Genomic DNA, 12156 nt, shown 5'->3' on the forward strand with positions numbered 1-12156 from the left:
TTACGTGCTCCTTGTCGCGTCCATGCGGGCATAGGCCAGTTTGTGCAGTTCACGTAGCGCGTCGGCGGCGAGCACGAACGCGGTGCCCGCCTGTCTGCGAACCACCAGTTGCCTGGCTTGCTCCAGGTGCTCTTCCACCCGGTCCAGGGTGATCCGATTCTCCGAGAAGTCCTCGATACTGACGCCGAGCATTTCCTGGTTGAGCAAGTGCTCGGCCTCGTTGAGCAGTTCGACCGCGCGCACCACCATCGCGCGGGAGGTCAGCGGGGGCTCGCGGAACGTCCGGTCCGCGGTGACCAGGCATTCGATCACGCGTTCTGTCATGTACCAGGACGGATCGGTCTCCCGCTGCGTCCCGTTGCCGAAGACGCCGGCGGGATCGTCCCAGAGCCCGGACGCCTTGCCGGAGCTGATCATTCGCGCTTCCAGATGATCCATCGTCGATTTGGCCAGATCCATCAGCCGGTCGCGGGCCGTGATGTCGCCGGAGAGACGAGCGGCCTGCAACGTGCGCTTCAACAGCACTGCGGCGAAGTCGGAGACCTCCCAGTGCAACAGCGGCCCGTTGTCCACGGTTTCACTGCCGCGCAAGGACAATCGCACGCCGGGCGCGTGCAGCTCCACCGCGGGATCGTCACGCGTGGTTCTGCGGATGATCCGGCCACGCCTGGCCAGTTCATCGAAAATCGATACCGCTCTGGTCAAGTCGTCGTCGGAGGCGGTTCGGGCGATCAGGTCCTGGATCAGTACAGCGGACACGATGAGACTGAAGTAGTCCGATTCCTCGCCGTCGGAGGTGCGCCACGGGATATCCTCCAGCGGCCACGAACCGGAACCGAATCGGGCGACCGTCGACCAGTAGCGCTGAGTCAGGTCCCAGCGGATGCGCAGTGCCTCGGCCAGCCGATACTGCTGTTCGTCGAGCAAGTCCAGTTCCCTGGTGCGCTGGGAGATCAGGTCGTTGATGCCGTCGAGCGCGATGACAGTGAAATACAGGTAGGGGCGCGGATCGGCGACACCGGGTTTTCTGGCAATGTCGCTGTCCACGAAGCCGACCGGCGCGGCCTCGCGGACCAGTCCCCAGCTCCAGCCGCATTCGAACAGCAGATCCTCGTCGTCGAGCTCGGTGTCCGGCGTCTGGCCGAGCGTGATGTCATTGCGCAGCCGCGCCCGGACCCGCTCCAGGCTGCGCGTGATGCCCTCGGCGACCGTTTTCTCGGGTAGGTCGCTCTGATTGAGCATTCCCAGCATCACTTGTCCGGCATCGGATTTGGGCTCGACGGTCGTGACGACGAAACTGCGCACCAGCCCGGTCATCGCGGCGGTGAGGCGGGTGCTGAGCCTGGCGGCGAGCTTCTCGATCCGTTCGGCGAGGCTGCCGCGGGCCTCCGCGCGCACCCAGCCCTCGTAGACCCGGAGGAAGCGCAGCCCGGCGAGACACAGTGTCAGCGACATGGAGTAGGAGTCGACGACCTCGATACCCCGCTGCGCCGCAGTGGGTTCCCGCTCGTCGCCCGAGCGCAGGTAGCTGCCCGCGGCGAAGATGGGCTCGCCGTCCGGTTCGCCGGCACTATCCGGTTCGAAGTCCGGTCCCAAGCGTTGGGTGTTGCGGAGGATGTACTCCTCCAGCAACGTGACTATGACGGTGCCGATCTTCGTCTGGCCGCCGAACGGCGAGAGCACCGAACTAACGTCGTCGGCCATGCTGTCCGGACGATCCACTGCGAGGCTTTCGATCTCGGTCGCAGGATAGAGCAGGCACAGCAACTGCTCGGAATCACTGATCGAGTTGGCGGGCTCGCGACCATCCCAGCGCCACTCGGCGCCGTTCCAGGATCGGGCCAGCACGGATCGCCACAGATCCAGAATCTGTTGCCTCGGTTGAATTCTCACCTGCCGCCGTCCTCACCCCTCGTCGCGGGCCGCGCTGGCCTCCAGCCCAGCAGAGACCCACGGCGGCGATACTGCGCAAAACTTATCACGGGTGGCAGGCGCGGCGTCGGGCTCCGCGCGATTCGATATCGCGCTGCGCGCACAACCATTCCGTACAGCAGGTATTCCGAATTCAGAGCATGAGGCGCACCATGTCGGCGGTGCGCGCGAGACCAGGAAACGCCTCAGGCGTCGAGCGCGGGTGCAGTGCGTGTACCGCGAGCCGGAACATGACCGCCCGCAACAACATCTGCGACCACTCCGGCAGATCCGCCCAGCGCTCGAGCAACCCTTCGTCCGCGCCGCCCCAGGCCAGCGCATCGACCACGATCACGCCCGCCGCCCACGGTGCGGGCCGCCAATACGGCGTGATGTCGGTGAGGCCGGGCATGTGGGAGCCCGCGAACAGCACGGTACCGAACAGGTCGCCGTGCACCACTTGCGCGGGCGCCCGCACCGGCTTGCGCAGCGTGGCAAGCTGACCGATCAGCTCCATGCTGCGTTGGCCGTCCGGAGAGGTGGACAGCAGCGCACCGCCCGCGCGGAGGCTGCGCAGCGGCACCGCCTCCCAGGCGGCGCGGTCCGCGGCGACGAACACATCCACATCCACCCACGGCGCGACCGGCGGCTGCACGAGAAAACGCGGCCGCTCCAGCGTCGCCGTGGCCTGGTGCAGTCGCAGTGACAACAACACCACCTCGTCGTGGCGCGGTTCGGGGGTGCCCTCCAGGTAGGTATCCGCCCGCCAGCCCGACACGACGTAGCGGCCGTCGGTCGCGCGCACCGGACGGGCCACCCGCAGCCCGTCCACCTTCAGCGTCTCGCGCACCTTCGCCGACCACGCCGCGCGCGCGTGATCCGCGACCGGACTGAGCACCACGTCCCCTAAGCGCCAGCCACCGTCCCAGTCACCGAGCGCAACCGGGGTCACTTCGCGCAGACCGAACGTGGCACGCACGTGCTCGGGTGGTTCCACAGAAGTCACGGCCGTACCGTACGCTGTGTTGGTTTTGGCGCGCCTTCGGCGCGCCGTGTTCGCGGCCCCCTTATGGCTCGCGTCCGAGCGACCGCCGCTGGCGACTTCGTCGCGAACGCGGCGGCCACTCGGACGCGAGCCGGGCCGCGAACGAGCAATGCTCGGTCTCGCTGCGCTCGGAACCGGGAGCTGGCCGATGCGGTTTGCGTCGGAGGCACACGCGGTATTCGATTGGCTGCGCTGTTTTCGATTGGCAGTGCTTGCGCGTTGTGCGTTCGCGTATGTGTTGTTCGGCCGCGGCTTCGCGCGGCCGAACACTGCTCAGTACACCGGCAGCGACTTGTCGACCTGGTTGGCCCAGGCGATGATGCCGCCCTGCAGATGCGTGGCGTCGGAGAAGCCCGCGCGCTTGAGGGCGGCCAGCGCCTCGGCGGAGCGGATACCGGTTTTGCAGTGCAACACGATCGGACGGTTCTGCGGCAGCTCGGACAGCGCCTCACCGGACAGGATGCGGTCCTTCGGGATCAGCTTGGCGCCCTCGATGTGCACGATGTCCCACTCGACCGGCTCGCGCACGTCGATCAGCTCGATCTCCTTGCCCGCGTCGATCAGCTCCTCGAGCTCACGCGCGGTGATCGTGGACCCGGCGGCGGCCACCTGGCCCTCCTCGGACACCACGCCGCAGAACGCCTCATAGTCGATCAGCTCGGTGATCGGCTGACGCTCCGGATCGCGGCGCAGCTTGATCGTCCGGTAGTTCATGTCCAGTGCGTCGTACACCATCAGCCTGCCCAGCAGCGGCTCGCCGATGCCGGTGATCAGTTTGATCGCCTCGGTGACCATCACCGAGCCGATCGACGCGCACAGCACGCCGAGCACGCCGCCCTCGGCGCAGGACGGCACCATGCCGGGCGGTGGCGCCTCCGGGTACAGGTCGCGGTAGTTGATGCCGCGGCCGTCCGGCGCGTCCTCCCAGAACACCGAGACCTGGCCCTCGAAGCGGTAGATCGAGCCCCACACATAAGGTTTGCCCGCCAGCACCGCGGCGTCGTTGACCAGGTAGCGGGTGGCGAAGTTGTCGGTGCCGTCGACGATCAGGTCGTACTCGCCGAACAGCTCGACCGCGTTGTCCGGCTCCAGGCGGATCTTGTGCAGCCGGACCTCGATGCCGGAATTGATCTCCAGAATGGAATCGCGCGCGCTGTCGGCCTTCGCGCGACCGATGTCGGATTCACCATGGATGATCTGACGCTGCAGGTTGGAGGCGTCCACCTCGTCGAACTCGACGATGCCCAGGGTGCCGACACCCGCGGCGGCCAGGTACAGCAGGGCGGGCGAGCCCAGCCCACCGGCGCCGATCACCAGCACCTTGGCGTTCTTCAGCCGCTTCTGCCCGTCCACGCCCAGATCCGGGATGATCAGGTGACGACTGTAGCGGGCGACTTCGTCCCTGGTCAGCTCCGCAGCCGGCTCGACAAGTGGCGGCAGAGACTTTGGTGATGACACGTCCAGGACTCCTCGAATCGCGTTGGCCGATCGCAGCGGCAGTTGGCCCCTTTACGGGCTGCTCCCCTGTGCAACACCGCCGACCGAACCGTTCTTCCCCGCACATCGTCCCGCATCACCACCCTGCAGCGGTAGCCGCCCTACCCGGCGCGGAGAGGTCGACGGTGTTCTGCGAGCGCTACCGCTCGCGGCACATTCGACCACCTACCCGCGCGGGTAGGGCCACGGGTTGAAGCGGCAGCGCTTGCCGTCCATCGGGACGACGCCGTCGGGGTCGAGGGTGGCGATGTCGTTGTTGTACGTGCCGAAGGTCTGCTGCATCATCACCGGCGCCAGTCCGCCGTCGGTCTCGCACGGCTGATGGTGGTGGTAGCCGATGGCGTGGCCGACCTCATGGTTGATCTGGTACTGCCGATACGAGCCGATGTCGCCTTCGAAGGCCAGCGCCCCACGGACCCAGCGGACCTCGGAGAGCACCACGCGGCGGCTGTCGGCGTTGTAGCACGACGTGTCGATCGGAATGTCGAAACCGCATTCCTTGCGGCTGGATTCGCGCGAGGTGAGCGAGATGCGGAAGTCCGCGGCGCCCTGATCGACCCGACGGAACGCGAACTTGCGGTCGTGCGCCCAGCTCTTCGGATTGGCGAGGGTGGAGTCCACCATTTTGGCGAACGACTCGTCGCCGCCGAAACCGGAGGCGTCCACGCCGTCCTCGATCTCGACGGTGTAGCGGAAGACGTTCGTTCCGGTGCCGATCTGGGTGGTGCTGCCCGGCACCACGCGCCAGCTGCCCGTGCCGGTCACGGCGAACGCACCACCCTCGGGCAGCGCCCCGGTCGGCAGATCGGTGGGAAAGTGTCCGTCTCCCGGCGGGGCGCCGATAACGCCCGCGGTCGCGGTGTGCGGGCTGAGCTGTCCGAGTCCGGGAGCCCCGCCCGCGCCTTCCGCGGTGTCGGTGCTGCGTATCGCGTCCGCGACCACAAGAACGGTGATCACGAAAAGCACCGGGAGGGCGTACGCCCGCCAGCCATAGGTGGAGACGAATCTGCCGAGTGCGCTTTGCTTCTTCGCATCCCGCTCGGGGCGACCCCGCGCTCTGCCCTCGTCGGGTGCGGTGGGATCCCAGCGGGCACGCAGCGGTTGGTGTGATCGGTCGTCTGTGTTGAACAGGCCGAGCGGATCGTAGATCTCGATGCCGTCGCGATCGCGCTGCGGTGGGTTCGAATCGGCCTGCTGCCCAAGGGTTTCGGTGGTTCGAGCTGAGCGCTTCCGGTTGCCGGACCCACCGCCCCGGCCTGGTGATCCACCATCGGCCCCGGACCTTGCCGCGGCGTCGGGTCGAGCCGCTTCACCCGATCGCGCGTCTGGCCCGGTTCTCGCCATGAGGCCCGACACTACGGAACCGGACGCGCCGGAGCCAGCGGGGCGGCGGGCACCGCGCCTCCCGCCGGACGGTCTTTCCGGTCGGTCGGACACATAGACCAGAGTCTCACAGCGGACGAGTCCCCACGGACGGGGAAGTGCGCCAGCCGCCTCGATGCGACAATTCTCACCGGGTGGCACGAGTTGCCCGACCCCGAGCTGCGGGCGGGCAACTACCGGGTATCGTTCATGGGATAACCCGGTGCACATCCCTTTTGCCGGGGAATCGACTGGGAGAGCCGACATGACTGACCTCGTGGACCGGATGACGTCCCGCCGATCGTCGTCCGGGGCGGCGGCACCCGCCAAACGCGGTACCCGGCTTCCGCGCGACGAGCGACGTCTACAACTACTTGCGGCGGCAAGCGAAGTCTTCGTGCAGCGTGGCTACCACGCCGCGGGCATGGACGAGATCTCGCAGTGCGCGGGCGTGAGCAAACCGGTGCTGTACCAGCATTTCAGCAGCAAGCTGGAGCTGTACCTCGCGGTGCTGCAGAACTATGTGGACATGCTGGTGTCCAGCGTGCGGCAGGCGCTGCGGTCGACCACCGACAACCGCCAGCGCGTGCGCGCAGCGGTGCAGGCCTACTTCGACTTCGTGGACAACGAGATGCAGGGTTTCCGGCTGGTCTTCGAGTCCGACCTGACCAGCGAGCCGCAGGTGCAGCGCCGGGTCGAGCAGGCCACCGAGGCCTGCGTGGACGCGGTGTTCGACCTGGTGGCGCACGACTCCGGTCTGGACCCGTACCGTGCGCGCATCCTCGCCGTCGGTCTGGTCGGCGCGAGCCAGTTCACGGCGCGCTACTGGCTGGAGGCCGATCGGCCGATCCCGAAGGAGGAGGCGGTCGACACCACCGTCTCGCTCGCCTGGGGCGGCCTCAAGCACGTGCCGCTGCACCCGATCGGCTGAGCGAGCGCAGCGACGAAGGAGCCCCTGTTCCCCACCGATCGGGAACAGGGGCTCCTTACGTATGGGCCGGAGACCGGTCTCAGACGGCGGCAAAACCGACGCGGCCGCCTGTAGCGGTACCGATCTCGACGTAGGCGACCTTCGAGGCCTGGATCAGGAACTTCCGGCCCTTCTCGTCGGTGAGCGACACGACGCCGCCTTCACCGCTCAGCGCACCGGACACCACCGCCTCGACCTCTTCCGGGGTCTGCGCGCTGTTGATCACCAGCTCACGCGGGCTATCCGAAATACCGATCTTGACCTCCACGGCCAACCTCCGAACCTAAGAGTCCTGTGTTGTCGATCCCAGGCTAGTGCCAGTCCGCCTCTCCGAGTATTCAGGCCGTACTAGTCAGGTGGCGCAGGATTCGCGTTCAGGTCCTGCGTTTGGGCCGCTCCAGTTCTGGGTGTACCCGACGAGTTACCCATGTACCTGCGAAATCAGTCGTAACGTCTGATGTTCGAAGATCATTTTGTCCGGTCGGGCCGGACGGTGTTCGCCTTTCGCGAACACCGTCCCGGCAGGCCGTCCGCAGAACTTACTTCGGCTCGATGAGCTGAATATCGAGCTCGATCTTCACGGTGTCGCTGAGCATGCCGGGCATCGGGCCACCGACACCGAAATCGGTGCGCTTGATGGTGCCGGTCGCGGAGAAACCCGCGTGCCGGTCGCCGGTCGGCCCGAAGTCCTGCACCCCGCCCCACTCGACCTCGAGGGTGACCGGCTTGGTGATCGCGCCGAGCGTTGCCTCGCCCTCGACCTCGAAGGTCTCCGCGACGGCCACCGGTCGGGCGGCGCGGAAGGTGAGTGTGGGACGGTTGGCGACATCGAGGAAGTCGGCGGTGCGAATGTGCGCGTCCCGATCCGGATTCCCGGTGTCGAACGAGTCGAGGTCGATGGTCGCGCCGATGGTGGCGGCGCCGGACTCGTCGACCACGAATTCGGTCTCGAACCGGGTGAATCCACCCCGCACCTTGGAGATGCCGAGGTGACGAATGGTGAAGGCGACCGAGGAGTGCGCGGTGTCCAACGCCCACGAACCAGTTTTCAGTGTCTGAGTGGCCGTGCGGGCTTCCGAGGAGGTTGTCATACTCCCGACGATTGCCGGACCGCGGTCCGTTAACCAGACCGCCGTTATCCTGGACTTGCCAGGGCGCGGCTAACAATCCCAGGAAAAGGCACGATGGGGCACATGGCTAGGAACGGATTCGCGGAATTCCTCATCGCCCGGCGCGCCGAACTGCGGCCGTCGGATGTCGGGTTGCCCGAGGGCGGACGGCGCAGAACACCCGGCCTGCGCCGCGAAGAGGTCGCTGTCCGCGCGGGAGTCAGCGCCGACTATCTGGCCCGGCTGGAGCAGGGTCGCGACACCAACCCGTCGGTCGCGGTCATCGACGCGTTGGCCGACGCGTTGCTGCTGCGCAGCGGCGACCGCCACCACTTCAGCATGCTCGCCCTGGCCTCGGGCAATGAATCACGCTGTCCTGGAAGCGAATCCGCTGAGGAGCAGGTAGCGGAGACGATCGAGACCATCCTGCGCGCCCTGCATCCCACGCCCGCGTTCGTGGTCGGTCGTCGGCTGAACGTGCTCGGCTGGAATCAGGCATGGGTCGACTTCGTGGCCCCGCTCGGCCTGCTGGACCATGACGAACAGCCCAACCTTGCCTGGTACACCTTCATGCATCCGGCGGCGCGGCGCGTCTTCCGCAACTGGGATGAGGCCGCCGACATCTTCTCCGCCACGCTCTCCCGTGCGAAACTCCGCTGGCCGGGCGACGATTCACTACTGGAGACGATCGATGCGCTGCGCCGCCACCCAGACTTCGCGCAGCGCTGGAAGCCACACCGGGTCGGCGCCCACATCTCCCGCACGCTGCACCTCGACCATCCCGTCCATGGGCCGGTCGACGTGCCGTTCGAGACTTTGGAGGCCGAGCGCGACCAGAGCCTCATCGTCTGGCTCGCCGACCGCGCCAGCACACACGCGCCCGGGCTGCGGCTGGTCCCCAACCGTGCGGTAAACGAGTAGGCGCCTGCGCGCCGCAGGGGACGCCTGCCGACCAGACCATGGCGTAGATCCAACGGCAGCAGCAGAATGCACAGCGAATCAGATGCCGAGCACTGCCATCCGTTCGGCGTGGCTGGCCTGCATCCGCTCGAAGAGCTCGGCGATGCCGTTGAGGTCGCCGGTGGCGATGAGGACCAGATCGGTGAGTTCGTCGCGCTGGGCCATCACATACTGGGCCTGGGTGATCGCCTCACCGAGCAGGCGTCTGCCCCACAGGGTGAGACGGTCACGCTCGGAGCGATTGTGGACGACCGCGCGACGCACCTCTTCGACTACGAACTCCGAATGCCTTGTCTCGGCGAGCACATCGCGGACCACCGCGGCGACGTCGGGAGTGAGCGCGCCCGCGATCTCGGTGTAGAAGTCGGCGGCGATGCCGTCGCCGACGTAGAACTTCACCATCGACTCGAGCCAGGTCGAGGGATCGGTGGAGGCATGATAATCGTCCAGCGCCCGCACGAACGGCACCATGGCGTCGAAGATGTCGGCGCCGCGCTCAGCGAGCGCGGCCTGGAGTGTCTTGAAGTGCTCCATCTCGGCGGCGGCCATCGTCGCCGCCGCCACCTTGCCCCGCAGCGTCGGCGACAACTTGGCCTCCTCGGCCAGCCGATAGAACGCGGAGATCTCACCGTAGGCGAGGACCGCGAACAGATCGGTCACTCCGGGATGGCTCGCGGGGATGGAGAGGTTTGCTGGGTCGGTCGACGTAACACCTAGCGCGGCAGGTGACTGTGCTCCCATACGCCTCAGCCTAATACTCCGCGCGGATCATGCGGCCTCCGTCAGAAACTTCTCGAGGTAACTCCATGTCGTGTCGCGGGCGGTCGGTCCGGCCAGGATGCCGAGGTGACTGCCCGGTACCGTCTCGTAACGGACCGTGGCCGCGCCGGCAAGGGCGCTGATACCCGCCTCGACGGCGGCGGCGGGCGTGATCACATCGGCGGGCCCGCCGACCAGCAGGACGGGCGAAGTGTTCAGCGCTGCCGGGCGCCCAGCACGGAACGCGAAGTATGTCTGCCGGCGACCGCGCGCCCGGGCCCGACGCCTGCCTCCTTGACACCGGCACCGAAATAGCCGACACCGGTCAGCGATTCGATGGTCGTCCAATTTGCCGCGCCGGATGAATTGCCATGTGGCGCAGCGTACATCGACGGCTGACGCGACGAAAGCGCACTTCGGTTTTCGGAAAATCGGACAGCGCGCCGTGGCGGCAATTCGAATCGCGCACAATATCACGCTACAATCACTGCGGACAACGGAAAGTTTCGCTCGACAGAGTTGCCGGACGCCGCGCCCGCACATCGTGGGGACGCCGCTACGACCGCCGACCGGTTTCGAGTGCGAGGTTTTTGTTGGACAGGAAAATGTGCGCGCACCAGATCCGCGTCACCAGTGCGCCGCGCCGATGTCTTTCCAGGTAGCCGCCGTTTTTATGGCCGGCGCCGACATCCAGAGCGTGGCCGGGTGAGTATCGCAGGCGGAGACGTGGTTGTCGCGGGCCGCCCGGCCCGCCCCACCTCGTGCGCGTGTGACGCGATTACGAGGAAGGCACGAACCCTGAGCAAGATCACAGTCGATCAGGAACCCGGACTGGCGGACACCCTGTTGACGGCCGAACTGGACGCAACGCATACCGCCCCGACTTTCGCCGAATTAGGAGTTCGCGAGGAAATCGTCCGCGCGCTCGGCGAGATCGGCATCGAACGTACTTTCGCCATTCAAGAACTGACCCTCCCACTGGCGCTCGGCGGTGAGGATCTCATCGGTCAGGCCCGCACCGGCATGGGAAAAACCTTCGGATTCGGTGTGCCGCTGCTGCACCGGATCGCGACCGCCCAATCCGGCACCACCCCCCTGGACGGCACGCCGCGAGCGCTCATCATCGTGCCGACCAGGGAGCTCTGCATCCAGGTCACGCAGGATCTGGACAACGCGGGCAAATACCTGAGCAATCACCAGGGCCCGCTGCGTGTCGCGTCCATCTACGGCGGCCGACCCTACGAAGCGCAGATCGCGGCACTGCGCTCAGGCGTCGACGTGGTGGTCGGCACCCCGGGCCGACTGCTGGACCTCGCCGACCAGCAACACCTGATTCTCGGCAAGATCGGCGTGCTCGTGCTCGACGAGGCCGACGAGATGCTCGACCTCGGGTTCCTTCCCGACATCGAGCGCATTCTCGGCATGGTCCCGGACAAGCGCCAGACCATGCTGTTCTCGGCGACCATGCCCGGCCCTATCATCACGCTGGCACGCACCTTCCTGACTCGCCCGACGCACATCCGGGCCGAGGAGCCGCACGACTCCGCCGTGCACGACCGCACCGCGCAGTTCGTCTACCGCGCACATGCGCTGGACAAGAGCGAGTTGGTCGCCCGCGTGCTGCAAGCCGAGAGCCGGGGCGCCACGATGGTCTTCACACGCACCAAACGCACCGCGCAGAAGGTGGCCGACGAGCTGGCCGAGCGCGGTTTCGCGGTCGGCGCGGTGCACGGCGATCTCGGTCAGATCGCCCGTGAGAAGGCGCTGACCAAATTCCGCAAGGGCGCCATCGACGTGCTGGTCGCGACCGACGTCGCCGCTCGAGGCATCGACATCGACGACGTCACGCACGTCGTCAACTACCAGTGCCCGGAGGACGAGAAGACCTACGTGCACCGGATCGGCCGCACCGGCCGGGCCGGCCGCACCGGCGTCGCGGTGACGCTGATCGACTGGGACGAGCTGAACCGCTGGTCCGCGATCAACACCGCACTCGGCCTCGGTATCCCCGATCCGGTCGAGACGTATTCGCGCTCGCCGCACCTGTACTCGGACCTCGGTATTCCGGAGGGTGTGAGCGGCATGATCCGCAAGCCCAAGCCGGAACGCGACCCGGACGGGGTCGTGGTGGAGCGCCCCGACCGTGCACCGCGCAAGCGCAACCGCAGGCGCACCCGCGCCGGTCAGCCGATCGACAGCGCCGAACCGAACGGCGCCGGCGACGCGACCACCGGCGACGAAGCCGGACCGGTGGCGGAAACGTCCCCCGACGCCGAGTCGGCCGACAAACCCGCACGCCGCAGGCGCAGGCGCCGTAAGCCCGCCGAAGGCGCCATGGACAACGGCTCCTCGGACAATGCGGCGGAGGGCACCGAGGCCGACACCCCGCCCGACAGCGGCGAGGGCGACGCCGAGTCGGCGGACAAACCCGCACGCCGCAGGCGAAGGCGGCGCAAGGCCGCCGAGGGCGAGGCGACCGAGGGCGCCACGAGCACGGCCGAGACCACGGCGGCCGCGTCGGTCTGATCCGCTAGTCTCGCACT

General features: G+C 67.3%; 11 protein-coding genes. 3 read left to right on the plus strand and 8 right to left on the minus strand.

The window, feature by feature from the left end; genetic code table 11:
• The 4 genes from OH799_RS17585 to OH799_RS17600 form a co-directional block, all read right to left on the minus strand.
• Complete coding sequence (locus tag OH799_RS17585; RefSeq protein WP_406265055.1) at positions 1-1893, minus strand: SCO2524 family protein; 1893 nt, start codon at positions 1891-1893, stop codon at positions 1-3.
• A 172-nt stretch (positions 1894-2065) separates the two neighbouring features.
• Positions 2066-2917, minus strand: a complete 852-nt coding sequence (locus tag OH799_RS17590; protein ID WP_406265057.1) for a TIGR02569 family protein — start codon at positions 2915-2917, stop codon at positions 2066-2068.
• Between the two features lie 312 nt (positions 2918-3229).
• Positions 3230-4414 (minus strand): adenylyltransferase/sulfurtransferase MoeZ, encoded by a 1185-nt coding sequence (moeZ, locus tag OH799_RS17595; protein ID WP_406265060.1) that lies wholly within the window; start codon positions 4412-4414, stop codon positions 3230-3232.
• A 204-nt stretch (positions 4415-4618) separates the two neighbouring features.
• Positions 4619-5797 carry a DUF3152 domain-containing protein gene (locus OH799_RS17600; protein ID WP_406265063.1) on the minus strand — a complete coding sequence of 393 codons (1179 nt, stop codon included), beginning with the start codon at positions 5795-5797 and terminating at the stop codon, positions 4619-4621.
• Positions 5798-6080: 283 nt separating this feature from the next.
• Between OH799_RS17600 and OH799_RS17605 the strand changes: the two genes are divergently transcribed.
• Positions 6081-6746 carry a TetR/AcrR family transcriptional regulator gene (locus OH799_RS17605; RefSeq protein WP_357266911.1) on the plus strand — a complete coding sequence of 222 codons (666 nt, stop codon included), beginning with the start codon at positions 6081-6083 and terminating at the stop codon, positions 6744-6746.
• Positions 6747-6825: 79 nt separating this feature from the next.
• Here the strand turns inward: OH799_RS17605 and OH799_RS17610 are convergent, their stop codons facing one another.
• Both OH799_RS17610 and OH799_RS17615 read right to left on the minus strand, forming a co-directional pair.
• Entirely contained in the window at positions 6826-7053 is a 228-nt protein-coding gene (locus OH799_RS17610; protein WP_357266914.1) for a DUF3107 domain-containing protein, read from the minus strand.
• A gap of 271 nt (positions 7054-7324) precedes the next feature.
• Positions 7325-7876: a YceI family protein gene (locus OH799_RS17615; protein ID WP_406265067.1), complete on the minus strand. Its 552-nt coding sequence runs from the start codon at positions 7874-7876 to the stop codon at positions 7325-7327.
• 102 nt (positions 7877-7978) lie between these two features.
• Between OH799_RS17615 and OH799_RS17620 the strand changes: the two genes are divergently transcribed.
• Positions 7979-8815 (plus strand): helix-turn-helix domain-containing protein, encoded by an 837-nt coding sequence (locus OH799_RS17620; protein WP_406265070.1) that lies wholly within the window; start codon positions 7979-7981, stop codon positions 8813-8815.
• A 78-nt stretch (positions 8816-8893) separates the two neighbouring features.
• Here OH799_RS17620 and OH799_RS17625 read toward each other — a convergent pair whose 3' ends face one another.
• Both OH799_RS17625 and OH799_RS17630 read right to left on the minus strand, forming a co-directional pair.
• Positions 8894-9595 carry a ferritin-like fold-containing protein gene (locus OH799_RS17625; RefSeq protein ID WP_406265072.1) on the minus strand — a complete coding sequence of 234 codons (702 nt, stop codon included), beginning with the start codon at positions 9593-9595 and terminating at the stop codon, positions 8894-8896.
• Positions 9596-9622: 27 nt separating this feature from the next.
• Positions 9623-9790, minus strand: a complete 168-nt coding sequence (locus OH799_RS17630; RefSeq protein ID WP_406265075.1) for a hypothetical protein — start codon at positions 9788-9790, stop codon at positions 9623-9625.
• 600 nt (positions 9791-10390) lie between these two features.
• Here OH799_RS17630 and OH799_RS17635 point away from each other — a divergent pair.
• Positions 10391-12139 (plus strand): DEAD/DEAH box helicase, encoded by a 1749-nt coding sequence (locus tag OH799_RS17635; protein WP_406282211.1) that lies wholly within the window; start codon positions 10391-10393, stop codon positions 12137-12139.
• Positions 12140-12156 lie beyond the last annotated feature (17 nt).

This window comes from Nocardia sp. NBC_00881 (assembly GCF_045207455.1).
Taxonomy (GTDB): Bacteria; Actinomycetota; Actinomycetes; order Mycobacteriales; family Mycobacteriaceae; genus Nocardia.